Origin of the sequence: Streptomyces sp. NBC_00193, assembly GCF_026342735.1 — a bacterium.
Classification (GTDB): Bacteria; Actinomycetota; Actinomycetes; order Streptomycetales; family Streptomycetaceae; genus Streptomyces; species Streptomyces stoeckheimensis.
Window position 1 is genome coordinate 417,689 of sequence record NZ_JAPEMM010000001.1, and the last position, 26,952, is coordinate 444,640.

The 26,952-nt window shown below is 72.9% G+C and carries 26 protein-coding genes; 12 read left to right on the plus strand and 14 right to left on the minus strand.

Annotated elements, in window-relative coordinates; all coding sequences use genetic code 11:
- The first annotated feature begins 138 nt into the window (after positions 1-138).
- From OG898_RS01755 to OG898_RS01775, 5 genes are all read left to right on the plus strand, one after another.
- Positions 139-1,791 (plus strand): AMP-binding protein, encoded by a 1,653-nt coding sequence (locus OG898_RS01755; RefSeq protein ID WP_250742092.1) that lies wholly within the window; start codon positions 139-141, stop codon positions 1,789-1,791.
- Positions 1,792-1,795: 4 nt separating this feature from the next.
- Positions 1,796-2,605, plus strand: a complete 810-nt coding sequence (locus OG898_RS01760; RefSeq protein ID WP_266954540.1) for a PaaX family transcriptional regulator C-terminal domain-containing protein — start codon at positions 1,796-1,798, stop codon at positions 2,603-2,605.
- Positions 2,606-2,743: 138 nt separating this feature from the next.
- Entirely contained in the window at positions 2,744-3,091 is a 348-nt protein-coding gene (locus OG898_RS01765) for a hypothetical protein (RefSeq protein ID WP_266954542.1), read from the plus strand.
- 67 nt (positions 3,092-3,158) lie between these two features.
- Entirely contained in the window at positions 3,159-3,998 is an 840-nt protein-coding gene (locus tag OG898_RS01770) for a GNAT family N-acetyltransferase (protein ID WP_266954544.1), read from the plus strand.
- Complete coding sequence (locus OG898_RS01775) at positions 3,995-4,462, plus strand: hypothetical protein (protein WP_266954546.1); 468 nt, start codon at positions 3,995-3,997, stop codon at positions 4,460-4,462. The genes OG898_RS01770 and OG898_RS01775 overlap by 4 nt, the downstream gene beginning before the upstream one ends.
- A gap of 6 nt (positions 4,463-4,468) precedes the next feature.
- Here the strand turns inward: OG898_RS01775 and OG898_RS01780 are convergent, their stop codons facing one another.
- The gene (locus OG898_RS01780; protein WP_266954548.1) at positions 4,469-6,805 is read right to left on the minus strand and encodes a bifunctional salicylyl-CoA 5-hydroxylase/oxidoreductase; all 2,337 of its coding nucleotides are present in this window, start codon (positions 6,803-6,805) and stop codon (positions 4,469-4,471) included.
- Between the two features lie 4 nt (positions 6,806-6,809).
- Positions 6,810-7,637 carry an enoyl-CoA hydratase family protein gene (locus tag OG898_RS01785; protein ID WP_243331536.1) on the minus strand — a complete coding sequence of 276 codons (828 nt, stop codon included), beginning with the start codon at positions 7,635-7,637 and terminating at the stop codon, positions 6,810-6,812.
- Positions 7,638-7,858: 221 nt separating this feature from the next.
- Here OG898_RS01785 and OG898_RS01790 point away from each other — a divergent pair, with 221 nt between their 5' ends.
- Positions 7,859-8,278 (plus strand): ATP-binding protein, encoded by a 420-nt coding sequence (locus tag OG898_RS01790; RefSeq protein ID WP_250742098.1) that lies wholly within the window; start codon positions 7,859-7,861, stop codon positions 8,276-8,278.
- A gap of 37 nt (positions 8,279-8,315) precedes the next feature.
- Here the strand turns inward: OG898_RS01790 and argF are convergent, their stop codons facing one another.
- From argF to OG898_RS01815, 5 genes are all read right to left on the minus strand, one after another.
- Positions 8,316-9,326 (minus strand): ornithine carbamoyltransferase, encoded by a 1,011-nt coding sequence (gene argF / locus OG898_RS01795; protein ID WP_250742099.1) that lies wholly within the window; start codon positions 9,324-9,326, stop codon positions 8,316-8,318.
- 115 nt (positions 9,327-9,441) lie between these two features.
- Entirely contained in the window at positions 9,442-10,671 is a 1,230-nt protein-coding gene (locus OG898_RS01800) for an arginine deiminase (RefSeq protein ID WP_266954551.1), read from the minus strand.
- 95 nt (positions 10,672-10,766) lie between these two features.
- Entirely contained in the window at positions 10,767-11,234 is a 468-nt protein-coding gene (locus OG898_RS01805) for a hypothetical protein (RefSeq protein ID WP_250742101.1), read from the minus strand.
- A gap of 202 nt (positions 11,235-11,436) precedes the next feature.
- Positions 11,437-13,998, minus strand: a complete 2,562-nt coding sequence (locus tag OG898_RS01810; protein ID WP_266954553.1) for a polynucleotide kinase-phosphatase — start codon at positions 13,996-13,998, stop codon at positions 11,437-11,439.
- The gene (locus OG898_RS01815) at positions 13,995-15,488 is read right to left on the minus strand and encodes a 3' terminal RNA ribose 2'-O-methyltransferase Hen1 (protein WP_266954555.1); all 1,494 of its coding nucleotides are present in this window, start codon (positions 15,486-15,488) and stop codon (positions 13,995-13,997) included. The genes OG898_RS01810 and OG898_RS01815 overlap by 4 nt, the downstream gene beginning before the upstream one ends.
- Before the next feature lie 68 nt (positions 15,489-15,556).
- Here OG898_RS01815 and OG898_RS01820 point away from each other — a divergent pair, with 68 nt between their 5' ends.
- A complete protein-coding gene (locus OG898_RS01820) occupies positions 15,557-15,802 on the plus strand; it encodes a hypothetical protein (RefSeq protein ID WP_250742104.1) in 246 nt (81 codons plus the stop codon).
- Positions 15,803-15,963: 161 nt separating this feature from the next.
- On the plus strand, positions 15,964-16,386 hold the full coding sequence (locus tag OG898_RS01825; protein ID WP_266954558.1) for a hypothetical protein: 423 nt from the start codon (positions 15,964-15,966) through the stop codon (positions 16,384-16,386).
- Here the strand turns inward: OG898_RS01825 and mmuM are convergent.
- Both mmuM and OG898_RS01835 read right to left on the minus strand, forming a co-directional pair.
- A complete protein-coding gene (mmuM, locus tag OG898_RS01830) occupies positions 16,373-17,284 on the minus strand; it encodes a homocysteine S-methyltransferase (protein ID WP_250742106.1) in 912 nt (303 codons plus the stop codon). The two genes, OG898_RS01825 and mmuM, sit on opposite strands and share 14 nt — an antisense overlap.
- A 13-nt stretch (positions 17,285-17,297) precedes the next feature.
- Positions 17,298-18,221 (minus strand): LLM class F420-dependent oxidoreductase, encoded by a 924-nt coding sequence (locus OG898_RS01835; protein WP_250742107.1) that lies wholly within the window; start codon positions 18,219-18,221, stop codon positions 17,298-17,300.
- Positions 18,222-18,421: 200 nt separating this feature from the next.
- Between OG898_RS01835 and OG898_RS01840 the strand changes: the two genes are divergently transcribed.
- Positions 18,422-18,709, plus strand: coding sequence for a hypothetical protein (locus OG898_RS01840; RefSeq protein WP_250742123.1), 288 nt, complete (start codon positions 18,422-18,424; stop codon positions 18,707-18,709).
- 119 nt (positions 18,710-18,828) lie between these two features.
- Here the strand turns inward: OG898_RS01840 and OG898_RS01845 are convergent, their stop codons facing one another.
- The 4 genes from OG898_RS01845 to OG898_RS01860 all read right to left on the minus strand — a co-directional run bounded on the left by OG898_RS01845 (position 18,829) and on the right by OG898_RS01860 (position 21,631).
- A complete protein-coding gene (locus OG898_RS01845) occupies positions 18,829-19,314 on the minus strand; it encodes a DUF6099 family protein (protein ID WP_243331552.1) in 486 nt (161 codons plus the stop codon).
- 124 nt (positions 19,315-19,438) lie between these two features.
- On the minus strand, positions 19,439-19,831 hold the full coding sequence (locus OG898_RS01850) for a nucleotide pyrophosphohydrolase (RefSeq protein WP_250742108.1): 393 nt from the start codon (positions 19,829-19,831) through the stop codon (positions 19,439-19,441).
- A complete protein-coding gene (locus OG898_RS01855) occupies positions 19,828-21,168 on the minus strand; it encodes an ATP-binding protein (protein WP_266954561.1) in 1,341 nt (446 codons plus the stop codon). The genes OG898_RS01850 and OG898_RS01855 overlap by 4 nt, the downstream gene beginning before the upstream one ends.
- Positions 21,169-21,235: 67 nt before the next feature.
- The gene (locus OG898_RS01860) at positions 21,236-21,631 is read right to left on the minus strand and encodes a cell division protein SepF (protein ID WP_250742110.1); all 396 of its coding nucleotides are present in this window, start codon (positions 21,629-21,631) and stop codon (positions 21,236-21,238) included.
- A 182-nt stretch (positions 21,632-21,813) separates the two neighbouring features.
- Here OG898_RS01860 and OG898_RS01865 point away from each other — a divergent pair, with 182 nt between their 5' ends.
- The 3 genes from OG898_RS01865 to OG898_RS01875 all read left to right on the plus strand — a co-directional run bounded on the left by OG898_RS01865 (position 21,814) and on the right by OG898_RS01875 (position 25,418).
- Positions 21,814-22,545, plus strand: coding sequence for a DUF2470 domain-containing protein (locus tag OG898_RS01865; RefSeq protein WP_250742111.1), 732 nt, complete (start codon positions 21,814-21,816; stop codon positions 22,543-22,545).
- A gap of 84 nt (positions 22,546-22,629) precedes the next feature.
- Positions 22,630-23,550, plus strand: a complete 921-nt coding sequence (locus OG898_RS01870) for an NADP-dependent oxidoreductase (RefSeq protein ID WP_250742112.1) — start codon at positions 22,630-22,632, stop codon at positions 23,548-23,550.
- A gap of 152 nt (positions 23,551-23,702) precedes the next feature.
- Positions 23,703-25,418: a VCBS repeat-containing protein gene (locus OG898_RS01875; protein ID WP_266954564.1), complete on the plus strand. Its 1,716-nt coding sequence runs from the start codon at positions 23,703-23,705 to the stop codon at positions 25,416-25,418.
- A gap of 39 nt (positions 25,419-25,457) precedes the next feature.
- Here the strand turns inward: OG898_RS01875 and OG898_RS01880 are convergent, their stop codons facing one another.
- Positions 25,458-26,786 (minus strand): LLM class flavin-dependent oxidoreductase, encoded by a 1,329-nt coding sequence (locus tag OG898_RS01880; RefSeq protein WP_266954566.1) that lies wholly within the window; start codon positions 26,784-26,786, stop codon positions 25,458-25,460.
- Between the last annotated feature and the right edge of the window lie 166 nt (positions 26,787-26,952).

The window sequence follows — 26,952 nt, forward strand, 5'->3', positions numbered from 1 at the left end:
TCCTGTTGACTCCCGTCACCATGACGATACGCTCGTGCTGCGTTCGCACGGCCCGGCTCTTCCACTTCGGTCCACAGTCCATACGCAGGGTCCGGCCCCCACCCGGGGCGCGGGCCGTCGCAAGGGGGCGAACCCGCCTTGGAGCTCAAGCCTTCCGCTCACCGAGACACCTTCGCGCGCGATCACCTGCCGCCCGCGCACGCCTGGCCGCGGCTCCTCTTCGAACTCCCCGGGCTGGCCTACCCCGACCGGCTCAACTGCGGTGTGGAGCTGCTCGACGCCACCATCGCCCGGCTGGGCCCCGACCGCCCCGCCTTCCGCGGCGCGGACGGCACGGTGTGGACGTACGGGGAGCTGCACGCCCGCGTGGACCGGCTCGCGCACGTGCTCACCACCGATCTCGGCGTGGTCCCCGGCAACCGCGTGCTCCTGCGCGGCCCGACCGGCCCCTGGCTCGCCGCGTGCTGGCTGGCGGTGATGAAGGCGGGCGCGGTGGCCGTCACCGTCCTGGCCCAGCAGCGGGCGCAGGAGCTGGCCACGGTGTGCTCGATGGCCCGGGTCAGCCACGCCCTGTGCCAGGCGGAGGTGGTGGACGACCTGGTGAAGGCGGGGGTGCCGGGCCTGCGGATCACCGCGTACGGCGGCGGAGCCCCGGACGACCTGCTGCGGCTGGCCGAAGCCGAGCGCCACGCGGAGCCCTACCCGGCGGTGGAGACCTCCGCCGACGACGTGGCGCTGATCGCCTTCACCTCGGGCACCACCGGGCGCCCCAAGGGCTGCATGCACTTCCACCGCGATCTGCTCGCGGTGGCCGACACCTTCTCTCAAGAAGTGCTGCGGCCCCGCCCCGAGGACGTCTTCGCGGGCAGTCCGCCGCTCGGCTTCACCTTCGGCCTCGGCGGACTGGTGGTCTTCCCGCTGCGGGCCGGCGCCTCGGCGCTGCTGCTCGCGGACGGCTCCCCGCGCCGGCTGCTGCCCGCGCTGGCCGAGCACCGGGTGTCGGTGCTGTTCACCGCGCCCACCGCGTACCGGTCGATGCTGGACACGCTGGGCCCGTACGACACGGGCGCCTACGACCTCTCCGCGCTGCGCCGCTGCGTCTCGGCGGGCGAGAACCTGCCGGCCGCCACCTGGCAGGCCTGGTACGAACGCACGGGCCTGCGGATCATCAACGGGATCGGCGCCACCGAGCTGCTGCACATCTTCATCTCGGCGGCCGACGAGGACATCCGGCCCGGTACGACGGGCCGCGTGGTGCCGGGCTGGCAGGCCCGGGTGGTGGACCAGGCGGGGCTGCCGGTCGCGGACGAGGTGCCGGGGCTGCTGGCCGTACGGGGGCCGGTGGGCTGCCGCTACCTGGCGGACCCGCGACAGGGCGAGTACGTACGGGACGGCTGGAACCTCACGGGCGACACCTACGTCCGCGACGCGGAGGGCTATTTCCGCTACGTGGCCCGGGCCGACGACATGATCATCTCGGCGGGTTACAACATCGCGGGACCCGAGGTCGAAGAAGCGCTGCTGCGCCACCCCGACGTGCTGGAGGCGGCCGTGGTCGGCCGCCCCGACGAGCGGCGCGGGCAGATCGTGGTCGCGTACGCGGTCCCCCGGGAGGGCGCGGTCCTCACCGAGGACGCCCTGCGCACCTTCATGCGCAGCGAGCTCGCCCCGCACAAGTGCCCGCGCACCTTCGTCTTCCTGCCCGCCCTGCCCCGGACGGCGACGGGCAAGCTGCAACGCTTCCGTCTGCGCGACCAGGACGATCCCGACCGGAACCACGAATTAGAGTGAAGCCGTGGTCGAGCAGCACACTCCGCGATCCTTGATCGTCACGTTCTACGGCGCCTACGGGCGGGCCTTCCCGGGCCCGGTCCCGGTGTCCGCGCTGGTCCGCCTGCTGGGCGCGGCCGGCGTGGACGCGCCGTCCGTCCGCTCGTCGGTGTCCCGGCTGAAGCGGCGCGGCTTCCTGCTGCCCGCACGGACCGGGGACCGCGCGGCGGGGTACGAGCTCTCCGGGGAGGCGCGCCGGCTCCTGGAGGACGGCGACCGCCGGATCTACGGAACCACCCGCCCGCCGGAGTCCCAGGAGTGGCTGCTGGCCGTCTTCTCCGTCCCGGAGCAGGAGCGGGCCAAGCGGCACCTGCTGCGCTCCCGGCTGGCCGGGCTCGGCTTCGGCGCGGTGGCGCCCGGCGTGTGGATCGCCCCGGCGCAGTGGGACGGGGAGACCCGGCACACCCTGGAGCGGCTGCACCTGACGCCGTACGTGGAGCTCTTCCGAGGCGCCCACCTGGGCTTCGCCCCGACGGCGGAGTCGGTCTCCCGCTGGTGGGACCTGGCGGCGCTGGCCAAGCAGCACGAGGAGTTCCTCGACCTCCACGAGCCCGCCCTGCGCGCCCTGCAGACGGGCGCGGCCGACCCCACCCCGGAGGCCGCCTACCGCGGCTACCTGCTCGCCCTCGACACCTGGCGCCGGCTCCCGTACGCCGACCCGGGCCTGCCGCGCACCCTGCTCCCGGCGGACTGGCCGGGCGACCGCTCGGCGGCGGTCTTCGCGGAGCTCCACGAGCGCCTGCGGGACCTCGGGGCCGGCTTCGTGGAACTGTAGCCGCGCCCGGGTGCGTCACCTGATCTTGTGACAGGAACCGAGCATCCCCCGCACAGAGTCAGAGCCGAACCCCTGCCCGCGGACCCTGCCCCGGCCCCTTCCGCGGACGAGCCCCGCACCTGGCCCGGCGTCCTCTCGATGGTCGCTTCCGGGCTGCTGGGCGCCGCCGCCGGATGCCTGGCGATCGCCCTCTCGTCCCGCGCACGCGCCTACTGCGACGCGGGCCGGGATGCGGGTGGCGTGGCCGAGCTGACCTTGCTGCTCCCGGTCTTGGTGGTGGGCTTCGCGGTGTGCGCGCTGGTGGTCGCGATGCTGGTGCCGCGCCGACACCCGCTGCTGCGGATGGTGCCGGTGGTGCTCGTGCTGGGTGTCCTGGTGATCTGGTTCTTCGCCACCAGGGGCACCCTGGACGGGTATCCGGGGGATTCGGGGCTGTGCGGCCCGGACAACGTGCCACCGTGGTGGCCGTGGTGGCTGCCGAGCTGAACCGGGCGGGCGCGGCCCGGACGGAAAAGGAGCTGTACCGCGCGCCCGGCGCGGGTGATCATGTGCCATGACGTGGACCTTCACCCCTGACCTGGCGGCCTGGGCGGCCGCCGTACGCCCCGCCGTGGCTGCGCAGCCCGTGCCCCACACCCAGCTGGTCACGGTCATCGACGCGCTGGAGCGGCAGGGCCTGGACGCCTTCGGATCCGAGCCGCCGCTCTTCGGCTGGTGGACCGGGCCCGACGGGCTGGTCGCGGGCGCCGTCGTCCAGTGCCCGCCGCACCCGCTGCTGATCGGCACCCTGCCCGCCGAGGCGGTCCGGGAGCTGGGAGCCGCTCTCGCCTCCGAGCCGCTGCTCGCCGGGGTCGACGCACTCAACGCCCGCCGCGAGGACGCGGAGGCGCTGGCCGCCTCCTGGGGGAAGCCGACCGAGGTCGTGGTGGAGAACCGCCTCTACCGGCTCGCCGGGCTCATCGCCCCCGACCCCGCCCCGGCCGGGCGGGCCCGGCCCGCCACAGAGGCCGACCTCCCGCTGCTCCTGGAGTGGGTCACCGCCTTCAGGCAGGAGTCCGGCGAGGGCGGGGCCGCCTCGGAGGCGGCCCTGCGCGACCGGCTCTCGTACGGGGGCATGCTGCTCTGGGAGGACGCCGGGATCCCGGTCTCGCTGGCCGGGTTCTTCCGCCCGATCGACGCGGTGACCCGGATCGGCCCGGTCTACACCCCGCCGGAGCTGCGGGGCCGGGGCTACGCCGCCGGGGCCACCCACGCCGCCACCGAGGCGGCGCACGCGGCCGGGGCCGCGGAGGTGCTGCTCTTCACCGACCTGGCGAACCCCACCAGCAACCGCGTCTACCAGCGCCTGGGCTACACCCCCGTCGAGGACCGGGTGGAGGTGGCACTGGCATGACCGGACCCGGCGAGCCGGTCGAGACCGTCGAACCCGTCGAACCCGTCGAACCCGTGCGGATGCTGGCCGCGAACGTGGTCCTGTGGCGCCGCCACGGCGAGGGCGGCCAGGGCCAGCGCCCGGGCACGAAGATGTTCAAGGGCGGCTCCAAGGTGTACGTCCACGACCTGGTGAGCGGCTGGGAGGGCTGCCAGGTCATCGGCCGGCCACGACACGGCCGCGGGTACCGCAGTGCGTACCTGGCCATCCGCCACCTGCACAGCTTCCGGCCCGTGCTCGTACGGTCTCCCGCCGTGCTGCGGATCGCCGAGGGCTCGGTCTTCGCCGACAAGGAGGACGCGGAGGACTACGCGGTTCTCATGGAGTACCGCGCCTGGGATCTCCGCTCCGGCGCCTCGCGCGGCCGGCCGCATCCGGAGCCCTGCCACTGCCACGAGTGCCTCACCCTGCGCCCGCACCGCTAAGGGGTGTTACCCCCGCCCCGTGGGCGGCTTGCGGCTGCCCGCGCGGTAGGGGGCGGGCCAGGGTGCGGCCGGGCCGGTGTAGGACTGGTCGGCGGCCGCGTGCAGGGTCCAGTGCGGGTCGTAGAGGTGGGGGCGGCCGAGGGCGCAGAGGTCCGCCCGGCCCGCCAGCAGCAGGGAGTTGACGTCGTCCCAGGAGGAGATCGCCCCGACCGCGATCACCGGGACGTCCAGGGCGTTGCGGATCCGGTCGGCGTACGGGGTCTGGTACGCGCGCCCGTACTCGGGGGTCTCCTCGGCCACCACCTGGCCCGTGGAGACGTCGATGGCGTCGGCGCCGTGGGCGGCGAAGGCTCCGGCGATGGCCACCGCCTCCTCGGGCGAGGTGCCGCCCGGCGCCCAGTCGGTGGCCGAGAGGCGGACCGTCATCGGCCGGTCCGCGGGCCAGACGGCGCGGACCGCGTCGAAGACCTCCAGCGGGAAGCGGAGCCGGTTCTCCAGCGGGCCGCCGTAGGCGTCGGTGCGGTGGTTGGTCAGCGGGGAGAGGAAGCCGGAGAGCAGGTAGCCGTGTGCGCAGTGCAGTTCCAGCAGGTCGAAACCGCTTCTCGCGGCCCGGACCGCGGCGGCGGCGAAGTCGGAGCGGACGGCGGCGAGGTCGGCTGCGTCCATGGCCCGGGGCACGGCCGAGACTCCGGGGCGGTAGGGCAGTGCGGAGGCGGCCACCAGGGGCCAGTTCCCCTCGGGGAGCGGGACGTCCATGCCCTCCCACATCACCCGGGTCGATCCCTTGCGGCCCGAGTGGCCCAGCTGGACGCCCAGCGCGGTGCCGGGCGCCGAGGTGTGCACGAAGTCGGCGATCCGCGCCCAGGCGGCCGCCTGCCCGGCGGTGTAGAGGCCCGTGCAGCCCGGGGTGATCCGGCCCTCGGCGCTGACGCAGACCATCTCCGTCATCACCAGGGCGGCCCCGCCCAGCGCCCGCGCACCGAGGTGCACCAGGTGGAAGTCGCCCGGCACGCCGTCGCCGTCCGCGCCCGAGGCCGAAGCCGAGGCCCCTCCATCGGCTGAATACATGTCCATCGGGGAGACCACGACCCGGTTGCGCAGGGTCAGGCCCCGCAGGGTGAACGGGGTGAACATCGGCGGGGTTCCCGCGGCGTCCGGGCCCTCGTCCGCGCCCTGCGGGCAGCCGAATTCCCGCTCCACGGCCCGGGTGAAGCGCGGATCGCGCAGGGCCAGATTGCCGTGGGTGACCCGCAGGCTGCGGGTGAGGAGGTTGAAGGCGAACTGCCGGGCGGGCTGCTCCACGTACCCGGCGAGCTCCTCGAACCACCGCATGCTCGCGGCCGCCGCCCGCTGGGTGGAGGCCACCGCCGGCCGGCGTGCGGCCTCGTAGGCGGCCAGTGCGGCCGGGACGTCCGGCTCGGCCTCCACCGCCCGGGCCAGTGCGAGCGCGTCCTCCACCGCCAGTTTGGTGCCGGAGCCGATCGAGAAGTGCGCGGTGTGCGCGGCGTCCCCGATGAGCACCGTGTTGCCGTGCGACCAGCGCGCGTTGACCACCGTACGGAACTGCGTCCACGTGGAGCCGTTCCCGCGCAGCGGCCGTCCCCGCAGGGCCTCGCCGAAGATCTTCGCGCAGCGCGCGGCCGATTCCGCCTCGTCGCAGAGGTCGAAGCCGGCTCGGTGCCAGACCTCCTCGCGCATCTCGACGATCACGGTCGAGGAGTCGGCCGCGTAGGGGTAAGCGTGCAGTTGCATCACCCCGTGCTCGGTCTCCGCGATCTCGAAGCGGAAGGCCTCGAAGGGGAAGTCGGCGGCCAGCCAGATGTACCGGCACCGCCCGCCCGTCAGCGTGGGCCCGTAGTGCTCCGCCGCGGCCTCCCGGATCCGGCTGTGCACCCCGTCGGCCGCGACGACCAGGTCGTACGAGGCTGCGAGCGCCTGCGGCTCGGGGGCCGGGGTGCGGAAGCGGAGCCGGACCCCGAGGCCCGCGCAGCGCTCGTGCAGGATCTCCAGGAGCCGACGCCGCCCGAGCGCGGCGAACCCGTGGCCGCCGGAGGTCAGCAGGCGGCCCCGGTGCACGATGTCGATGTCGTCCCAGCGGACGAACTCGGCGCTCAGGGCCGCGTAGACCACGGCGTCGGCCGCTTCGATGCCGCCGAGCGTCTCGTCGGAGAGGACCACCCCGAAGCCGAAGGTGTCGTCGGGGGCGTTCCTCTCCCACACGTCCACCGCGTGCCCCTGCCGGGCGAGCAGCGCGGCGGCGTACAGCCCGCCCGGGCCGCCGCCGACCACGGCGACCCGCAGCGCGGCGCCCTCCCGGCCGGTGCTCATCGCGCCGGTGCTCATCGAACTACCGGCCCTTCCACTGGGGCGGCCGCTTCCCGGTGAAGGCCGCGTGGAACTCCCGGTAGTCCTCGCCGTTCATCAGCAGGGCCTGGGTGTTCGCGTCGAGTTCCACCGAGGCGGCGAGCGGCATGTCCAGCTCGGCGGTCAGCAGCGCCTTGGTCTGCGCGTACGCGAGGGCCGGACCGGCGGCGAGGTGCGCGGCGAGCTCCGCCGCGCGTACGGAGGCCTTGCCCTCCTCGGTGACCTCGCTGAGCAGCCCGATCCGCTCGGCCTCGGGCGCCCTGACCTGCTCCCCCAGCATCAGCAGCCGGGTGGCGTGCCCGAGCCCGACGACGCGGGGCAGCAGGTACGCGGCGCCCATGTCGCCGCCGGAGAGGCCGACCCGGGTGAAGAGGAAGGCGAAGCGGGCGGTGGGGTCGGCGATGCGGAAGTCGGCGGCGAGCGCGATGACGGCCCCGGCGCCGGCGGCGACCCCGTGGACGGCGGCGATGACCGGGAAGGGGCATTCGCGCAGGGCGCGCACGACCTGTCCGGTCATCCGGTTGAAGTCGAGGAGCTGCGCGGTGTCCATCGCGAGGGTGGCGCCGATGATCTCGTCGACGTCGCCTCCGGAGCAGAAGCCGCGCCCTTCGCCGCCGAGCACGAGGGCCCGTACGGAGCGCTCCCTGGACAGTTCGGCGAGCAGGTCGCGCAGGTCGGCGTAGGCGCCGAAGGTGAGCGCGTTGAGCTTCTCGGGGCGGTCGAGGGTGACGGTGGCGACGCCGTCCCGCCGGTCCACCCGGAGGTGGTTCCAGCGTTCGGTCGCGGGTGTGGAACCGAGGAAGGGACTCACCCTCCCGAAGGTATCACCGGTCCATGACTGTCGTCAGGGAAGCGCGATAACTGTGGGTCCGCGCCGCGGGCCGGACGCCACACGTACCGAAGGTCCCGAGCCGGTGTGCCCGACGTCCCTTGCGATCACGTCGGGGTGCCCTACGGCCGGACATTTCCACTTCGTATCGTTGAAAACAGGATTTCCCCGCCCCTGCGACCCCAAGGAACGGACGGCCCGCCTTGCCCGAACCATCCGCCTGGCGGATAGCCCTGCCGCACACGACGGCGGCCGTACCCATCGCCCGCGCCCTGGTCCGTACGGCCCTCGCCGACATCGACGCACCCGCCGACAGCGACACCGCCGAACTGCTCACCGCCGAACTGGTCGCCAATGCCGTGGAACACACCCCCGGCGACGCCCCCATCGAGCTCGTCGTGGAACTGCTGGCGAACGGCTGCCAGGTCGAGGTCCACGACGGGGATCCGAAGCCCCCCGCCGACCTGACCGCCCCCGGCCCGGACGACGCCCACCCCGACCCCTGGCAGGAGCACGGCCGCGGCCTGCTGCTGATCCGGACCCTGAGCTCGGCCTGTGGGCACCGCGCCACCCCGCACGGCAAGGCCGTGTGGTTCACCCTGCCGTCCCGGGCCGCCCTCTAGGGCGCCTGGGCCCCGGCGCCTCCACCCCGACGCATGACTATGCGGCCGGCTCCGCGAGGGTCGCGACGAGCACGGCCTTGATGGTATGCAGCCGGTTCTCCGCCTCGTCGAAGACGACGGAGTGCCGGGACTCGAACACCTCGTCCGTCACCTCCAGCGACTCCAGCCCGTGCCGCTCGTGGATCTCCCGGGACACCTTGGTGCCGAGATCGTGGAACGCCGGCAGGCAGTGCATGAACTTCACGTCCGGGTTCCCGGTGGCGCGCAGCACGTCCATGGTGACGGCGTACGGGCTCAGCGCCTCGATGCGCTCGTCCCAGACCTCCTTGGGCTCCCCCATGGACACCCAGATGTCGGTCACCACGAAATCGGCCTGCCCGACGCCCTCCGCGAGGTCCTCGGTGAGCGTGATCCGGGCGCCGCTGGCGGCCGCCAGCTCGCGCGCCGCGGCCACCACGGACGCGGCCGGCCAGTACCGCTCCGGCGCCACGATCCGTACGTCCATGCCCAGCAGCGCGCCGGTCACCAGGTACGAGTTGCCCATGTTGAAGCGGGCGTCGCCGAGGTAGGCGAAGGAGATCCGCTCCAGCGGCTTGGTGCAGTGCTCGGTCATCGTGAGCACGTCCGCCAGCATCTGCGTGGGGTGCCAGTCGTCGGTGAGGCCGTTGAAGACGGGCACGCCGGCGTGTGCGGCGAGCTGCTCGACGGTGTCCTGCGCGTCACCGCGGTACTGGATGCCGTCGAACATCCGGCCCAGCACCCGCGCGGTGTCCTTGACCGATTCCTTGTGGCCCATCTGGGAGCCGGAGGGGTCGAGGTACGTGGTGTGGGCGCCCTGGTCGGCGGCGGCGACCTCGAAGGCGCAGCGGGTGCGCGTGGAGGTCTTCTCGAAGATCAGGGCGATGTTCTTGCCCTGGAGGCGGCGCCGCTCGGTCCCGGCCTTCTTGGCCGCCTTGAGTTCGGCGGCGAGCTCGACCAGGCCGCGGAACTCGGCGGCGGTGAAGTCGAGCTCCTTGAGGAAACTGCGGCCGACAAGATCGGTGGCCATGGGGGCGCTCCAGAGTCACGGTGACAGGGGATGCTGGAAGTCTATACGACGGCCTGCATTGATATACAGAGCCTTCGCATACGGGCCGGGGCCCGGCCGGTTGGGCCACCGCCGGCTAGGCCACCGCGTCCCGCTCCACCGGACAGCTCATGCAGCGCGGCCCGCCCCGGCCCCGCCCCAGCTCGCTGCCCGGGATCTCGATCACCTCGATGCCTTGCTTGCGCAGGTGCGTGTTGGTCGTGACGTTCCGCTCGTACGCGACGACCACGCCCGGCTCCACGGCCAGCACGTTGCAGCCGTCGTCCCACTGCTCGCGCTCGGCCGCGTGCACGTCCTGGGTCGCCGTGAGCACCCGGATCGCGTCCAGCCCGAGGGCGGCGGCGATGGCCCGGTGCATGTGCTCCGGCGGATGGTCGGTCACCTTCAGCTCGCTGGGCCCGCCGCCGGGCTCGATCGTGTAGGAGCGCAGCATGCCCAGGCCCGCGTACTGGGTGAACGTATCCGCGTCGACCATCGTCATCACCGTGTCCAGGTGCATGAACGCACGCCGCTTGGGCATGTCGAGCGCCACGATCGTCGTCGCCGACCCGGCGGCGAACAGCCCGCGCGCCAGCATCTCCACCGCCTGCGGAGTGGTCCGCTCGCTCATCCCGATCAGCACGGCGCCGTTGCCGATGACCAGGACGTCGCCGCCCTCGATGGTCGAGGGGTAGTCGGCCTGCCCCTGCGACCAGATGTGGAAGGGCCCGGAGCCGGTGAAGAGCGGGTGGTGCTTGTAGATGGCCTCGAAGTGCACGGTCTCGCGCTGCCGGGCCGGCCAGCGCATCGCGTTGATGGACACCCCGTCGTAGATCCAGGCGGAGGTGTCCCGGGTGAAGAGGTGGTTGGGCAGCGGCCCCAGCAGGAAGCCGTCGAGCTCCAGGGCGTGGAAGCGGACCGACACCGGCTCCGCGTGCCGCTCCAGGAACTCCCGCTTGGTCATCCCGCCGATCAGCGCCTCGGCCAGGTCAGCCGAGGAGAGTCCGTCGAAGACCGCCCGCAGGTGGTCGGTGGCGAGCGGACCGTACTCCTTCTCGTCGAAGACCCGGTCCAGGACGAGGTGTCTCGCCTCCGGGATGTCCAGGGCCTCCACCAGCAGGTCGCCGAAGAGGTGGACCTCCACCCCGCGGTCGCGCAGTACGTCGGCGAAGCCGTCGTGCTCCTGGCGGGCCCGGCGCACCCACAGCACGTCGTCGAAGAGCAGTGCGTCCTTGTTGCTCGGCGTGAGCCTCTTCAGCTCCAGGTCGGGCCGGTGGAGGATGACGCGGCGAAGCCGCCCGGTCTCGGAATCGACATGGAATCCCATGCCGTACACGTTCGCAGACCGGGCGGCTTTTTGACGTGGCGTCGGCTCAGCGGGTTCGGACCGCCGGCTCCGGCGGCGGTCCGGGGCCCGCCGGTTCAGCGCAGGCCGAGCAGGGCCTCCGGGGTGCCGGTGAGGTCCGGGGCGATGACGCCCAGCGCGGGGGCGTTCACGTTCGGCAGCCCGTGGTTGGACCCGTCGGGCATGGTCAGCGGGGAGCCGACGAGCAGTCCGGGGGTACGGGTGCGCACGGTGGTCGCGGGTGCGTCCAGCGAGCCCTCGCCGTCCGTCTCGGGCTTGCCGAGCAGGTTCGGCACCGGGGAGGTGAGCAGGGTGTCCCCGAGCTCGGTGCCGATCGGCACCGCCGGCAGCAGCGGGGTCGGCAGCATGTCGCCCTTGTGGAACCGGGGCGCCTCGGGCGCTCCGACCACCGGCACCGGCACTCCGGTGGCCAGGTGCGGGACGTCCACGCCGAGCGTGGTCCGCACCGCGTCCAGGGGGACTCCCACCGGCACCGCGTCGGCCATGGCCGGGGTGGCCGCGCCTGCCGCGGCCATACAGGTCATGAGTGCCGCAATGCTTCCGCGCGCGGTCATCTTCATAGGTGACGTTCCGTCCTTCCAGGGTCGCGGACATTCCGCTGCCCTGGATGAACGATCCCGCCGGTGGTTTTCCCGGAGTTCTTCGCGAAAGTTCCCCCATACGACCTAATGAGCGGCCGTACGGGGGCCTTTCCTTGACGCTTCCGGTCCGTATTGGCCCGGCCCCTCAGAGCCGCGGGTCCACCGGCTCCGACTCCAGCGCGAGGACGGCGAAGACCGCCTCGTGGACCCGCCACAGCGGCTCCCCGGCCGCCAGCCGGTCCACGGCCTCCAGACCGAGTGCGTACTCGCGCAGGGCGAGCGAGCGCTTGTGCCCGAGGTGGCGCCCGCGCAGCCGCTCCAGGTGGTCCGGGCGCGTGTACTCGGGACCGTAGATGATCCGCAGGTACTCGCGTCCGCGCACCTTCACCCCCGGCTGCACGAGCCGGCCCTTGCCGTCCTTGGCGTACGCCTGGAGCGGTTTGACGACCATGCCCTCGCCGCCGGCGGCCGTCAGCTCCAGCCACCAGTCGGTGCCCGCCCGTACCGAGGCCTCGTCGGCGGGGTCCACCAGGATCCGGCCGGTGCGGCGCAGCAGTCCGGTCCCGGCGGCCTCGTCGGCGGCGACGAGCCGGTCCAGCCAGAACAGCTGCTCGTCGTGGGGCACGGCCGCCAGCGAACGCCCGGCCGCCGCCAGCAGCTGGAACGGGGCGAACCGTACGCCGTCCAGCCCGTCGGTGCTCCAGCAGTAGCGCCGGTACGCCTCGGTGAACTTCGCCGCGTCCGCGGCCCGCCCGCGCTGGCGCTCCAGGAGCTCCCCGGTGTCGATGCCCCGGGCCGCGGCCGCTTCCAGGGCGGCGAGGGCGTCCGGGAAGACGGCTCCGGAGGCCGCGCCCACGGCGGCGTACTGGCTGCGCAGCAGGCCGGCGGACTTCAGCGACCAGGGCAGCAGCTCGCCGTCGACGAGCAGCCAGTCGGTGTCGAGCTCCTCCCACAGGCCGGCGTCGGTGACCGCCGAGCGGAGCCGGGCGAGGACCTCCTCGGTGACCTCGGGGTCCTTGAAGAAGGGCCGTCCGGTGCGGGTGTAGACGGACCCGGTGGGACCGTCGACCCCGAACCGCTCGCGGGCCGTCCCGGCGTCCCTGCAGAGCAGCACGGTGGCCCGGGAGCCCATGTGCTTCTCCTCGCAGACGACCTGGGCGATGCCGTCCTTGCGGTACTGCGCGAAGGCTTCGGCGGGGTGCTCCAGGTAGCCCTCGATGTGCGAGGTGGCCGTCGGCGCCATGGTCGGCGGGAGGTACGGCACCAGGCGCGGGTCCACGGCGAAGCGGCTCATCACCTCCAGGGCGGCGGCCGCGTTCTCCTCGCGGACGTTGACGTTGCCCAGGTGCCGGGTCTCGACGATCCGGCGGCCCTGGACGTCGGCCAGGTCGAGCGGACGCCCGTCATGGCCGCCCGGGACCTCGGTGACGAGCGGCTTGACCGGCTCGTACCAGACCTTCTCGGCCGGTACGTCGACCAGCTCGCGCTCGGGCCAGCGCAGGGCGGTCATCCTCCCGCCGAAGACGGCTCCGGTGTCGAGGCAGATGGTGTTGTTGATCCAGGCGGTGTTCGGGACCGGGGTGTGGCCGTAGACCACGACGGCCTTGCCCCGGTAGTCCTCGGCCCACGGGTAGCGCACGGGCAGCCCGAACTCGTCGGTCTCGCCCGTGGTCTCCCCGTACAGGGCGTGCGAGCGCACCCGGCCGGAGGTGCGGCCGTGGTACTTCTCGGGCAGCCCGGCGTGGCAGACCACGAGCTTGCCGCCGTCGAGGACGTAGTGGCTGACCAGGCCCTGGATGAAGGTGCGGACCTCCTGGACGAACTCCGCCGGCTCCGCTTCGAGCTGCTCGATCGTCTCGGCGAGGCCGTGGGTCCGCTGGACCTTGGAGCCCTTGAGGTGACGGGCGAGCTTGTTCTCGTGGTTCCCGGGGACGCACAGGGCGTTGCCGGAGCCGACCATGCCCATCACGCGGCGCAGGACGCCGGGACTGTCCGGGCCGCGGTCGACGAGGTCGCCGACGAACACGGCGGTGCGGCCCTCGGGGTGGGCGCCGTCCTCGTAGCCGAGCTTGGCGAGCAGGGTCTCCAGCTCGGAGGCGCAGCCATGGATGTCACCGATGATGTCGAAGGGGCCGGTGAGGTGGGTGAGGTCGTTGAAGCGCTTCTCCAGGACCACCTCGGCCGACTCCACCTCCTCGGGCGTGCGCAGCACGTGCACCTTGCGGAAGCCCTCGCGCTCCAGTCCGCGCAGCGAACGCCGCAGGTCGCGGCGGTGGCGCTGGATGACCGCGCGGGGCAGCCCGGCCCGCTCCGGGCGGCCCGCGTTGCGCTCGGCGCAGACCTCCTCGGGCAGGTCGAGGACGATCGCGATGGGCAGGACGTCGTACTCGCGGGCGAGCTGGACCAGCTGCCGGCGGGACTCGGCCTGGACGCTGGTGGCGTCGACCACGGTGAGGCGGCCGGCGGCGAGCCGCTTGCCCGCGATGTAGTGCAGGACCTCGAAGGCGTCCTTGCTGGCGCTCTGGTCGTTCTCGTCGTCGGCGACCAGGCCCCGGCAGTAGTCGGAGGAGATGACCTCGGTGGGCTTGAAGTGCGTGCGGGCGAAGGTGGACTTGCCCGAACCGGTGGCGCCGATCAGGACGACGAGGGACAGGTCGGTGACGGGAAGTACGCGCTTGCGGTCGGTGGTGGGGATGGTGGTGGTCATGCTGCCTCGCCCTCCTTCGGGGTGTCGGTGCCGGTGGTGGCGGTGGTGGCGGTGTTCAGGGTGAAGACGGCCATCTGGGTCGGCGGCCCCACCTCGGGGTCGTCGTCCCCGACGGGCAGGTACGCGACGGCGTAGCCGTGCCGGGAGGCGACGCCCCCGGCCCAGGCCCGGAACTCCTCGCGGGTCCACTCGAAGCGGTGGTCGCCGTGCCGGACGTGCCCGGCGGGCAGGGTCTCCCAGCGGACGTTGTACTCGACGTTCGGGGTGGTCACGAGGACCGTGCGGGGGCGGGCCGAGCCGAACACCGCGTACTCCAGGGCGGGCAGCCGCTCGGGGTCCAGGTGCTCGATGACCTCGCTGAGCACGGCCGCGTCGTAGCCCACGAGCCGCTTGTCGGTGTACGCGAGCGAGCCCTGCGTCAGGCGGACGCGGGAGCTCTGCCGCTCCCCCATCCGCTCCAGCCGCAGCCGCCTCGCGGCGATGTTCAGCGCCCGGACGGACACGTCCACGCCGACGATCTCGGTGTACGCCGGGTCCTTGAGCAGTGCCTGCAGCAACTGGCCCTGGCCGCAGCCCAGATCGAGGACGCGGGCCGCACCCGCTGCTCCCAGCGCGGCGAGGATCGCCGCGCGGCGCAGCACGGCGAGCGGTACGGGCCGCTCTTCGGTGTCGCTGGCCTCGTCGACCGCGTTGTCGAGCTCCTCCACCTCGCTGCCGTCGGCCTCGGCGAGGCGGACCAGCTCCAGGCGCTCCAGGGCGTCCTGGGTCAGCCGCTTGTGGCGGGCCAGGTAGCGGGAGGTGATCAGCCCGCTCTCCGGGTGCTCGGCGAGCCAGCCGTCTCCGGCGCGCAGCAGCTTGTCGACCTCGTCGGGGGCGATCCAGTAGTGCTTGGAGTCGTCGAGGACGGGCAGCAGGACGTACAGGCCGCGCAGCGCGTCGGAAAGCCGCAGCTCGCCCTCCAGGACGAGGCGTACGTACCGGGAGTCGCCCCACTCCGGGAAGGTCTCGTCGAGCGCGACCGGGGTGGCCGTCACCGACTCCCAGCCGAGCGGGCCGAACAGCCGGCGCACGAGCTCGGCGCCGCCCCGGGCGGGCAGGACCGGGACCTCGATGCGCAGCGGGCGCACCTCGTCGGGCAGCTCGGGGCGGGCCGTGCACTGCCCCTTCAGCGCGTTGCGGAACACGCCGCTCAGGGCGACGGCCAGCAGCGAAGAGGCGGCGTACGGGCGGTCGTTGACGTATTGCGCGAGCGCGGCGTCCGGCGTGCCGCCCTGCCCCTTGCCCTGACCGCGCCGCACGAGCGCGACGGGGTCCACTTCCAGCAGCAGGCCTGCCGTGCACCGCTCGTCCGTGGCTTCGGGGTAGAAGACGTGGGCGGTGCCGTGGGAGGTGGAGAACGCCTGAGCCTTCCCGGGATGCTTGTGCAGCAGGAAGCCCAGGTCGGTGGCGGGACGCTCGGCCGTGCCGGTCGTGGAGATCGTCAGGAACATGCGAGCGATTGTTGCTGGTCAGCGGTGTTGCCCGCGCCCTATTTTCCGGCGGCGCCTACCGTCGAATCATGAGCGGCATCGTTGTTGTGTACGAGCTCGACCAGCCGGTGGCGGGGTCCGTCCACCGGGTGCACGCCGCGCCCACCGCCCCGGGAGGCGGCTCCGAGCGCGGTCCGCGGACCATGTGCGGCAAGGACACCTTCGCCATGGAAACGGCCGACTGGAAGCCGTCCGAACATCCGGACGCCTGGTGCCCGCCGGAGTACGCCGACTCGATGTGCCCCGGCTGCGAGGCGGTGATGGGCGAGGACTAGACCGCAACACCCTCCGCGACCGGGTCCCGCACTGGTCCCGCATCGGGGTCTCCGGGGTGATGACGTCTCCATCATGACAGGTCAGAGGCGGTTTTCGTAGGACGGACGGCACAGCCGATCCGCCTTGTCCGGGGCCCTGCGCGGACCACAAGATCTCCCTCATGAATCCCACGGAGAACATCAATCACGACGCCGTGCTGCGAGCCCGGGTGGCGCTCCTCGGATCGGGCACGCTGCCCGTCCGGGAGCGGGTGGCCGCCTATCGCGTCCTCGTCCGGGTGAGTCCGTTGGCCTATCTGCCGCTGCTGGCGGCCGCGTTGTTCGCGTACAGCCGCCAGGAGTTCGCCCACCTGCCCGGGACAGCGCTTGCCCTGCGCGCCGAGTCCGTCGCCGCCGCGCGCCGGATGTGCGCACTGGAACCCGAGGAGACCCAACTGCTCCTCACCGCACTGGTGCACTACCGCGAGCAGCTGCTCCTGACGGAGCGTCCGGAGGAACTGGCCGCCGTGGAAGCGGAGATGGCGGCGCTCGTGGCCTCGGGCGGCGGATCTCCGGGCGTGCGCTGGGACCTCAGCGGAGCGTAGCGGCCAGTTCCGCGATGCGGTCGGGTCCGATCCGGCAGCAGCCGCCGATGAGGCGGGCTCCGGTGCGTCGCCAGGCGGCCGTGGGCCAGGGGGCGGGGGCGGCCGGGGCCCGCCAGGTGGTGGTGGCGGGCTCCCAGACCGAGCCGTCGTTGGGGTAGGCGAGCAGCGGTTTCGCGGTGACGGCGGCGGCCGCTTCGAGGGCGGGCAGGACCTCCGCCGGGTCGCAGCAGTTCACGCCGACGGCGATGACCTGCGGGGACCCGGCGGCGAGGGCGAAGGCCTCGGCCAGGGGCTGCCCGGCCCGGGTGCGGCCGTCCGCCACCGTGTAGCTCAGCCAGGCGCGGGCTCCGCTCTCGGCGAGCACGGTGAGCAGGGCTTCGGCCTCGGTGGCGTCCGGGACGGTCTCCAGGGCCAGGAGGTCGGGGCCCTCGGCCAGCAGCGCCGCGATCCGGGGCCGGTGGAAGTCGGCCAGCTCCCGCACGCTCAGGCCGTACCGGCCGCGGTACTCGGAGCCGTCCGCCAGCACCGCCCCGTACGGGCCCACGGACGCGGCGACCCACACCCCGCGCTCCGCGGCCCGGGCCGCCTGGTCGGCCAGCCGCACGCTGCGCCGCAGCAGGGCGGTGGTGCGCTCCGGGCCGTAGCCGCGCCGGGCGAAGGCGGCGTACCCCACCTGGTAGCTCGCGGTGATCAGCACCTCGGCGCCGGCCCGGGCGTAGGCGGTGTGGGCGGCCGCCACCTGCTCCGGCCGCTCGGCGAGGACCCGGCCCGTCCACAGGCCGCCGGACAGGTCGCAGCCCTGGTCGGCGAGCTGGTTGCTCAGCCCGCCGTCCAGGAGCACGGTCCGCCCGCCGGGGCCTGCCAGGGCCTCGGCGAGCGGCCGGGATGCGCGGGGCACGGTGTCCGTCCCGTCAGCCGAGCTGGGACTGGACCCGGGAGGAGATCAGCTCCAGGTGGTCCAGGTCGGCGAGGTCGAGCACCTGGAGGTAGAGCCGGGAGGAGCCGACCGCCTCGTAGGCCGCGATCCGGTCCACCACCTCGGCCGGGGAGCCGGCCAGGCCGTTGGCCTTGAGTTCCGCCACGTCCCGGCCGATGGCGGCGGCCCGCCGGGCCACCTCGGCGTCGTCCTTGCCCACGCAGACGACGAGCGCGTTGGAGTAGACGAGGTCGCCGGGCTTGCGGCCGGCCTCCTCCAGGGCCGTACGGACCCGGCCGAACTGCCGCTCGCTGTCCGCGATCGAGGCGAACGGCATGTTGAACTCGTCCGCGTACCGGGCGGCGAGGCGCGGGGTGCGCTTCGCGCCGTGGCCGCCGATCAGGACCGGGATCTTGTCCTGGGCCGGCTTGGGCAGCGCCGGGGAGTTCTCCACCTGGTAGTGGACGCCCGCGTAGTCGAAGGTGGCGCCGGGCTCGGTGGCCCACAGACCCGTGACGATCTCCAGCTGTTCTTCCAGCCGGGCGAGGCGCTCGGCCGGGAAGGGGATGCCGTACGCCTTGTGCTCCTCCTCGAACCAGCCTGCGCCCAGGCCGAGTTCGATCCGACCGCCCGACATCTGGTCGACCTGCGCGACCTGGATGGCCAGCACGCCGGGGAGCCGGAAGGTGCCGGCCGTCATCAGGGTGCCCAGCCGGATCCGCTTGGTCTCGCGGGCCAGGCCGGCCAGGGTGATCCAGGCGTCGGTGGGACCGGGCAGACCGTCGGCCGCACCCATGCGCAGGTAGTGGTCCGAGCGGAAGAAGGCGTCGAAGCCGAGGTCCTCGGTGGCCTTGGCGACGCTCAGGAGGGTGTCGTAGCTCGCGCCCTGCTGGGGCTCGGTGAAGATACGGAGATCCATGTCTCCATCCTGCCCCTTCGGCCCCGGCCGGGTGAATCTGCGTCAACCGGGCGGTCGCCGCCGCCCGTGCCAGTGACCAGCCCGGATGGGGATCGTTGGCTCGGACGGAGCCGGACCGCCCGGCCCGCGCGCCGGCGGCCTTCGCCGGTGCGTCCACCGCCCCCTTCCGCCCCGGAAGGGCCAGGGCCGAGGAGGCCGCCATGTCCCAGGAGTCCGCGCCGGAGACCCGCCGGCAATCGCGTCAGGACTGCCAGACCGGACAGGCAGCGCACGACCCCGCACGCCAGGAGTCCGCGGTACCCGCCCAGGGCGGCGCACCGAAGGGCCTGCTGCAGCAGATGGAAGAGCTGATGGCGGCCCTGAACGCCGACCTCTCGCAGCTCGACGCCGACCTCCAGTCCTCCACCGACCGCAGCCCCGGCACTGCGCTGCACCAGGACGGCCGCACCCCGGAGACCGGAGACCGCCCGGCCTACCGCTCCTCCTGACCGACCGCCCGGGTCCCGTCGCCCGCGACGGGACCCCACCGAAACACCCCGAACACCAAACCAGCCCGAACACCGAAGCACCCCGACTCAGGCGCCCCCGGCTCGGGCGCGGCCCCGGCTCAGGCCACGCCGGAGGCAGATCCTCGTTCGCGGACGGCCATCCTGCGCAGGATCGCCCGGACGCGGTCGCTCGACTCGTCGGCCGCGTCTATCGACTCTATGCACTGCCAGTACAGACCCTCGTCGTCCGTCCCGCAGGCCACCCCGACCAGCGCTATGCCCACTTCGCCGAGCAGCGCCTGGAGTCCGAGCAACGCCTGCCGGGCGTCCGTCACCTCGGTCAACTGCGCAGCCCTGGGCGGGAGATCGGGCGCATACCCCTCTCCGCGCAGAGCCGCCCGGTCGAGCACCCCGCAGCCCCTGCCCCCCGCTTCGCCCAGCCCCCGTGCCTCCGATCTCAGCTCCGGCGGCCCGGTGACCGCCAGCCAGCTGCCAATGCCCTGCGCGAGGGCCTGCGCCTGCCAGGCCTCGCCCACGATGTCCCAAGCCGCCCCGCTCTGCGCCAGCGCGTGCCGGCCGGCTGCGATGAGCCGTACCGCGTCCATATGCCGTCCCCCGTCCGCACGACATCTTGCCGTTCTCTCCACTACCCAGAGTGAGGGCAACGGGCCGGTAAAGCCAGGGGTATTCGGAAATTGTGGACACCGAAGATGGTTGTGGATATCGCCATCACTCCGAAGAGTGACGATCTGCCCCCGAAGCGCCCGGGACGGGGAACCTCAGCTCGTTCCGGTCGATCTTCGCGGCGAGCGCATCCAGCACATCGACCCCGAGAACCTCACAGAACTGCAGCAGGTAGGCGAGTACGTCCGCCACCTCATCGGCCACTCTGTGTGCGGTGTCCGGCTTCTCCATGACCTTGGCGGACTGTTCGGGCGTCAGCCACTGGAAGATCTCCACCAGTTCGGCCGCCTCGACGCTCAGCGCCACCGCCAGGTTCTTGGGCGTGTGGAAGGGTTCCCACCCGCGCGCCGCCGCGAACTCGGCCAGCCGCCGCTGGAGCCGGTCGATCCGCTCACCGGCATCCTTCTCTTCCCCGGTCACTCCACGCTCTTCACTCATGCACCCAGGTCTACCACCGAGACCCCCGCGACCCCGCGGGCGGCCGTCGCGCAGGCCTCGCCCGCGGAGGCGGCCAGCCTGACCTGCCCGCGCCCGCACGCCAGTACGGCCAGCCGCAGCAGTTCGGCGGTCTGCGGGCCGTCCAGGTCCCGGTCGAAGCCGTCCGCGAGCACCGCCAGCGTCTGCCGTGCGGCGGGCAGTTCGGCCGCCGGGTCCACGTCCAGGACCCCCGGCCCGGTCAGCAGCACCAGCGCGAGCGCGAGGAAGCGCAGCTCGCCCGCGCCCAGCCGGGCCAGCTCGGTGGCGGGCCTCGACGGGCCCCGGTCCAGCAGGCCGGTGACCGGGCCGCCCTCGGGAGCCCGTACGTCCAACCCCGCCACCCACCCCGCGCACCCGGTCCGGGCGGCCCCGGTGAGCAGCGCGTACCGGGTGCCGCACTCCAGGCGGGTCCGGCGCAGTACGTCGGCCAGGTTGGCGCAGTCGGCCAGCAACCGCCCCTCCCCCGGCGCGACGGGCGCCCTCATCCGCTCCGGGCGGGGGTCGCAGGGAAACACCGAGCGCAGCGCGACCACCACTTGCTCGGCGGCGGCCAGCACCTGCCGCTGCCCCTCGGTGGCCCCGGCCACGCGCAGCGGGAGCAGCGCGGTCCCGAGCCGGTCGTCGGGCAGCGGGGCCCGGGTGACCCCGGTGGATCCCCCGGTCAGCCAGGCCGCCTGGACGGACCGTCGCCCGGGGTCGCGCAGTGCGGTGGCGAGGAGGACCTGCCCGTCCACCGAGAGCCGTTCCCCGACGATCCGCAGCGCGGGCTCCGCCTGGACGGCGAGGTCGAGCCGGACCGGCCCGGCGGGGCCGTCGACCGTACAGCCGATCCGGAACCCCCGTCGCCGCTCCGCGTCGGGCGCCGCCCGGTCGGGGATCCGGGCCCGCGGATCGGGGAACACTTCTTCCAGGGTGGCCCCGGCGCCCAGGGCGGCCAGCGCCCCGTAGGCCTCCAGCACCTGGGACTTGCCGCTCCCGCTCGGCCCGGCGAAGAAGGTGACGGGCCCGAGCGCGAACCGGGCCCCCCGGTGTGCCCCGTAGGCGGAAAGCCGCAACTCGGTCACGGCCGGCCGCAGGTGCCTGACGCCGTCAACGAGGGCCGAGGCAGGAGCCACGGCCTGGGCGGGCACCCGACCCGGGGCCGGAGCCGAGGCCGGAGCCGGAGCCGGAGTCTCTAATCCCGGACCGGCGGGCACGGCCGAAGCAGCGGAAGCAGCCGAAACCGCGGAAGCAGCAGGCTCGGACAGCGCCGCGGAAGGCACCGCGCACGGCGCCGAAGTGGGGAGGTGGGAGGTCATGCGCGGGACGGTACGGGCCGCCGGACCCCCCGTGGGTCCGGCGAACCGTTCCGCCCGCGGGACCTTCCTACGATCGGGGGACGGCAGCGGCTGCGATCCCCTCCACCTCGGTCCCGACGGGCGCCAGCAGGAAGACGTTGCGGTCGACCCGGTGCATCCCGCTGCCCAGGCCGAAGACCACGCCACTGCTGAAGTCCAGGATCCGCTTGGCGACTTCGCCGTCCGCGCCCGTGAGGTCCAGCAGCACCGGGATCTGCGCGATCAGGTACTCCGCCACCTCCCGCGCGTCCGCGAAGACCTGGACCCGGATCACCACGAAGCGCCGCTGCTCCGCCGCGGACGCCCCGGGAACCGTGGGGATCGTGCGGTGATCCACCCGGGAGGGCCACTCGTTGCGACTCCGCAGGGGGACCACCTGCGCGAGCCCCTCCCACTGTTCGTCGGTGACGTCGTACCTGCTCACCAGGCCGCCTCGGCCTTGCGCTTCATGTGCATCCCCCCATCCTCTCGCGTTTCACCCGTTCAGCCCAACACCGACACGAGGCAGCCGGGGAGCACCTCCGACTACCCCCCACCCGCCCCGTAGGTTAGGTTAGGCATACCTAAGTACGTGCCATCTCGCCACTCGGGACGACGGAGATCCACATGCACCTGCCCCTGCTGCTCCCCACCGACGCCGAGCGGGTCCGGTCCGTCCTGGCCGCCGCCCACTCCATGACCGTCGTCACCGACGGGCAGCGCACGGAGATCCGCCACCTCGACGGCACCGACCCCCTCGGCCGGCTGCACCTGCACCCCGCCGAACCGGGCGGCGGCGCCGAGCACCGCCCCGCGATCCGGCTGGAGTTCACGGACATCGCGCCGACTCCCGTACGGGACCGCGTGCGCGCCCGGGTCACCCTCGTCGGCCGCCTGCTCACCCCCTTCGCCGCATCCGCGGACGAGGGCTCCGGATCCACCTGCATGGAGTTCGGCCGGGCCGTCCTCGAAACCGCCGACGGCGCCCGCTCGTACGTCGGTCTCGACGAGCTGGACGCGGCCCGCGTCGACCCGCTCGCCCCCTACGAGGCCGGGATGCTGACCCATCTCCTCGACGACCACGCCGAACTCGTCACCCTCCTGCTCCGCCTGGTCCGGCCGCAGCCCGCGACGGAGGCGCAGTCGAAGGCGGGCGCCGGGTCCGCCGTCCTGCGCGCGCTGCCGCTCGCCATGGACCGGTACGGGATCACCCTGCGCCTGGAGGAACGCCGCGGCCACCAGGACGTACGGATCCCCTTCCCCTCCCCGCTCGACGACGTGGAGCAGTCCGGGGCGCAGATCCAGGCCCTGTTCAGCGCGGCCCGGCGCAGCTCGCACCGCAACACGCTCCCCGCCTGAGCGGCCCTCCACGGAGCCGGTCATTCCGGAAAAAGGCCCCGAGGGCTCGGAATACGGGCGTCGGGCCCCCCGTTGGGGATGATCATGAAGGCAATCACATACACCGCATACGGAACACCTGACATCCTCACCCTCACCGAGGTTCCGGAGCCCAAGGTCGCTCCGGGCGAGGTGCTCGTCCGGGTCAAGGCCGCCGGCGTGAACCCGGTGGACTGGAAGCTCGCCTCCGGGTACCTCGACTCGATCCTCGAAGTCCGCTACCCGGTCATACCCGGCTGGGACGTCGCGGGAGTCGTCGAAGCGGTCGGCGAGGACACCTTCGACTACGCCGTCGGCGACGAGGTGTACGGCTACGTCCGCAAGGAGTGGGTGGAGCTGGGCACTTACGCCGAGCTGGTCTCCGCCCCCGTCCGCACCCTCGCCCGCAAGCCGCGCGAGCTGACCTTCGAGCAGGCCGCCGGCATCCCGCTGGCCGGGCTCACCGCCTACCAGTCGCTCACCCGCGTGGGGCTCAAGGCCGGCGAGACCGTGCTCATCCACTCCGCCGCCGGCGGCACCGGCTCCTTCGGCGTGCAGATCGCCGTCGCGCTCGGCCTGCGCGTCATCGGCACGGCCGGCGCGCACAACCACGACTACCTGCGCTCGCTGGGCGCCGAGCCGGTCCTGTACGGCGAGGGCTTTGCCGACCGGGTCCGCGAGCTGGCGCCCGAAGGGGTGGACGCCGCCCTGGACTTCTTCGGCGACGACGTCATCCCGGCGCTCCGGTCCCTGGTCAGGGAGGAGCGCCGGGTGGTTTCCATCGTCGACCACACCGCGGCCGCCCAGGGCGCGCACCAGCTGTGGGTCCGCCCGGACACCGCCGACCTGACCTTCCTGGGCCGGCTCGCGGACGAGGGCAAGCTGACGGTCAACGTGGAGCACGCCCTGCCGCTCGCCGAGGCGGCGAAGGCCTGGGAGCTGAGCGCCACGGGCCGCACCCGCGGCAAGATCGTCCTGACCGTCTGAACGTCCTGACCGTCAGAACGTCCGACGTGCCGGGCGCAAGGCGGCGTGCCCCAAGGCGGCGTGAGGGGCGTGGGACCGTGGGGGGTGGCTGCGTTCGCGGACGCACACACCTCTAGCATGTGCTCCTCACGTTCCTTGGGGGGATCATGTCCATGTCTTCACGCAGGCGTCCGTCTGCCGAGCGGGGCCGTCTCGTCGCGGCCTGCACGGGCCTGGCCGCCATGGCCGGCATGCTGCTGTCGTCCCCCGCACTCGCCGAAACGGTTCCGCCGAAGCCGCACACCGCCCTGCCCCGCGCGGATTTCACGGGGGACGGACTGGGCGAGATCATGTACCGGCCGTTCACCGGCAGGCTCTGGGTAGCAAACCCGGCAAAGGGTTACATGGCATTCGAGATGGACCTCGAAGAGGACCTTCTGGGTACGGTTTCCTTCAAGGACTACATCCCCGTCGGAGACCAGGACGGGGACGGCTCTCCGGAGATCCTCGCGCTCACAGCCGACGGAATGCTCTACATGGTGAACACCTACTCGGACACCTCCACCATGGATTGGCTGACGGAGAACTCCCTCGTGGGGGCCGGCTGGCAGATCTACAACAAGGTGCTGTCGCCCGGCGACCTCAACGGTGACGCCAGGCCGGACGTCCTGGCCCGGACTCCGAGCGGCGACGTGTACTTCTACGGCTCCACCGGAAAGAAGGCCGCGCCGTTCAAGCCGCGCGTCAAGATCGCCGACGGGTGGCAGGTGTACGACCAGGTGGTCGGTGTCACCGACGACGACGGCGACGGGGTCGGTGACGTCGTCACCCGTACGCCCGCCGGACAGCTGTCCTTCCGTTCCGGGATCAAGGGCGCCACCCCCTCGTTCAAACCGCCCGTGGACCTCGGCCGCGGCTGGGGCGCGTACAACCAGCTCGCCGGCGGCGACGACATGGACGGTGACGGCCACGGTGACCTCGCGGCCCGGACGGCCGACGGTTCGATGTACATCTACAAGGGCCTGGGCCGCGGCCGTTTCGCTCCGCGGACCGAAGCCACGTGGCGAAGGGACTGGCAGCGGGCCGACGTGATCTTCGGTGCGGGCGGAAACCCTGCCTACGGCAAGTCCGCCGTCCAGGCCGTTGCCCCCGACGGCAAGCTCTTCATCTACCCGACGCTCGGCAACGGCCTGCTGGGTCCACGGCGGGCGACGCCCGCGCCCTACCTCTGCACCACGGGCTCGCGCTCCGGCACCAAGATGACCGCCTTCGCCTCCGACCTCGCCCTCGACACCAAGCCCGACCTGCTCGCGGTCTGCAACGACGGCAGACTGACGGGCGGTTCCAAAGCCCAGTACCAGATCGGCGGTCAACTGGTGTGGACCGCCTACGACACCGTGGCGGCCCCCGGAGACCTCACCGGTGACGGTAAGGCCGACCTGCTCGCGCGCGACCCGTCGGGCGTCCTCCACCTGTACCGGAACTCCACAGGTCAGATCTCGACCGGCCCGCACTACTCCACCTCGGTCAAGGTCGGCTGGGGATGGAACATGTACGACCGGATCCTCGGCGCGGGGGACCACAACAACGACGGGCGGGCCGACATCATCGCCCGCACGCCCTCCGGGGACGTGTACCTGTACCCCGGGACGGGCAAGGCCTCCGCCCCGTTCGGGCCCCCGGCCAAGGTGGGAACCGGCTGGCAGATCTACGCCACGCTCGCAGCGGTCGCGGACATGGACGGCGACGGCAAGGGGGACGTCCTCGCGGCCGACCGCAGCGGAAACCTCTACCGCTATTCCTCTACGGGAACCGGCTCGGGGGCAGGAGCCTTCCGCCCCCGAGCCCTCATCGGCAACGGCTGGGGAATGTACCGCGAACTCCAGTAGAGCCGCGGGCGCGCCCGGACTCCCCACCGCGGCAATCGATCAGACCGCGGTGTAGCGGTTGGCGGGGCGCGCCAGGCCGTAGTTCTCGCGCAGGGTCCGGCCGGTGTACTCGGTGCGGAAGAGGCCGCGGCGCTGCAGGATCGGCACGACCTGGTCGACGAAGTCGGTCAGCCCGGTGGGGAGCACCGGAGCCATGATGTTGAAGCCGTCGGCGGCCCCCTGGGTGAACCACTCCTCCAGCTGGTCGGCGATCTGCTCGGGCGTCCCCGCGAAGACGCGGTGGCCGCGGCCCGCGCCCAGGCGGGCGATCAGCTCGCGCAGGGTCAGGCCGCCCTCGCGGCGGGCCAGCTCCGCGACGAGCGTGAAGCGGCTCTTGTTGCCGTTGATGTCCCGCTCCTCGGGCAGCTCGGGCAGCCCGCCGTCGAGCGGCAGCCCGCTCAGGTCCACGCCCAGCATGTTGGAGAGCTGCGCGAGGCCGTACTCCGGGATCTGCAGCTCGGTGAGCTCCTGCTCCAGGGCCCTGGCCTCGGCCTCGGTGGAACCGATGACGGGGGCGATGCCGGGCAGGACGAGCAGCTCGTCCTCGGAGCGGCCGTACTTGGCGAGGCGGGACTTGAGGTCCTTGTAGAAGGTCTGCCCGTCGGCCAGGGTCTGCTGGGCGGTGAAGACCGCCTCGGCGTACTGGGCGGCGAACTCCTTGCCGTCCTCGGAGGACCCGGCCTGCACGAGCAGCGGGTGGCCCTGCGGGGTACGGGGCACGTTGAGCGGTCCGGCGACGCCGAAGTACTCGCCGCGGTGCGCGGCGGGGTGGAGCTTGTCGGTGTCGGCGTAGATGCCGCGCTCCTTGTCGAGGACGATCGCGTCGTCCTCCCAGCTGTCCCAGAGCTTGGTGGCCACGTCGAGGAATTCCCGGGCCCGCTCGTAGCGGAGGTTGTGCTCCAGGTGCTCGTCGCGGTTGAAGTTGCGGGCCTCGTCGACGCTGCCGGAGGTGACGATGTTCCAGCCGGCGCGGCCGCCGCTGATGTGGTCGAGGGAGGCGAACTTCCGGGCCAGGTTGTAGGGCTCGTTGAAGGTGGTGGAGACGGTGGCGATGAGCCCGATGTGCTCGGTGACGGCGGCGATCGCGGAGAGCAGGGTGAGCGGCTCGAAGCCGCCGACGGCGTTGTAGCGGGCCTTGCCCCAGAGGGCGACCCCGTCGGCGAAGAAGATCGAGTCGAGCAGGCCGCGTTCGGCGGTGCGGGCCAGTTCCTGGAAGTAGCGCAGATCGGTGATCCGCTCGGGGCTGCTGGAGGGGTGGCGCCAGGCGGCGTCGTGATGCCCGGCGTTCATGAGGAAGGCGTTGAGGTGGAGGGTCCGGGGTGCGGTCATTTCTTGTCCTCGGATAAGAGCCGGGCGCGCGGCGCCCGCGGGGATGGTCGTGGTGGCCCGACGGGCCGGAACGGCCGGGGCCGGGGGCGGAACGGGGTACCGGGCCGGGTCCAAGGCCCGAGGCCGGGGCCCGGGTCCTGATCCGGGCCGGGGACCGGGCCCCGGG

Excerpts from the sequence above, each read along its gene's own strand:
- OG898_RS01765 (WP_266954542.1), top strand. The coding sequence starts at position 2,744 with ATGGTCGCTTCCGGGCTGCTGGGCGCCGCCGCCGGATGCCTGGCGATC.
- OG898_RS01770 (WP_266954544.1), top strand. The coding sequence starts at position 3,159 with ATGACGTGGACCTTCACCCCTGACCTGGCGGCCTGGGCGGCCGCCGTA.
- OG898_RS01775 (WP_266954546.1), top strand. The coding sequence starts at position 3,995 with ATGACCGGACCCGGCGAGCCGGTCGAGACCGTCGAACCCGTCGAACCC.
- OG898_RS01780 (WP_266954548.1), bottom strand. The coding sequence starts at position 6,805 with ATGAGCACCGGCGCGATGAGCACCGGCCGGGAGGGCGCCGCGCTGCGG.
- argF (WP_250742099.1), bottom strand. The coding sequence starts at position 9,326 with ATGGCCACCGATCTTGTCGGCCGCAGTTTCCTCAAGGAGCTCGACTTC.
- OG898_RS01800 (WP_266954551.1), bottom strand. The coding sequence starts at position 10,671 with ATGGGATTCCATGTCGATTCCGAGACCGGGCGGCTTCGCCGCGTCATC.
- OG898_RS01805 (WP_250742101.1), bottom strand. The coding sequence starts at position 11,234 with ATGACCTGTATGGCCGCGGCAGGCGCGGCCACCCCGGCCATGGCCGAC.
- OG898_RS01810 (WP_266954553.1), bottom strand. The coding sequence starts at position 13,998 with ATGACCACCACCATCCCCACCACCGACCGCAAGCGCGTACTTCCCGTC.
- OG898_RS01815 (WP_266954555.1), bottom strand. The coding sequence starts at position 15,488 with ATGTTCCTGACGATCTCCACGACCGGCACGGCCGAGCGTCCCGCCACC.
- OG898_RS01820 (WP_250742104.1), top strand. The coding sequence starts at position 15,557 with ATGAGCGGCATCGTTGTTGTGTACGAGCTCGACCAGCCGGTGGCGGGG.
- OG898_RS01825 (WP_266954558.1), top strand. The coding sequence starts at position 15,964 with ATGAATCCCACGGAGAACATCAATCACGACGCCGTGCTGCGAGCCCGG.
- OG898_RS01835 (WP_250742107.1), bottom strand. The coding sequence starts at position 18,221 with ATGGATCTCCGTATCTTCACCGAGCCCCAGCAGGGCGCGAGCTACGAC.
- OG898_RS01840 (WP_250742123.1), top strand. The coding sequence starts at position 18,422 with ATGTCCCAGGAGTCCGCGCCGGAGACCCGCCGGCAATCGCGTCAGGAC.
- OG898_RS01845 (WP_243331552.1), bottom strand. The coding sequence starts at position 19,314 with ATGGACGCGGTACGGCTCATCGCAGCCGGCCGGCACGCGCTGGCGCAG.
- OG898_RS01850 (WP_250742108.1), bottom strand. The coding sequence starts at position 19,831 with ATGAGTGAAGAGCGTGGAGTGACCGGGGAAGAGAAGGATGCCGGTGAG.
- OG898_RS01855 (WP_266954561.1), bottom strand. The coding sequence starts at position 21,168 with ATGACCTCCCACCTCCCCACTTCGGCGCCGTGCGCGGTGCCTTCCGCG.
- OG898_RS01865 (WP_250742111.1), top strand. The coding sequence starts at position 21,814 with ATGCACCTGCCCCTGCTGCTCCCCACCGACGCCGAGCGGGTCCGGTCC.
- OG898_RS01870 (WP_250742112.1), top strand. The coding sequence starts at position 22,630 with ATGAAGGCAATCACATACACCGCATACGGAACACCTGACATCCTCACC.
- OG898_RS01875 (WP_266954564.1), top strand. The coding sequence starts at position 23,703 with ATGTCTTCACGCAGGCGTCCGTCTGCCGAGCGGGGCCGTCTCGTCGCG.
- OG898_RS01880 (WP_266954566.1), bottom strand. The coding sequence starts at position 26,786 with ATGACCGCACCCCGGACCCTCCACCTCAACGCCTTCCTCATGAACGCC.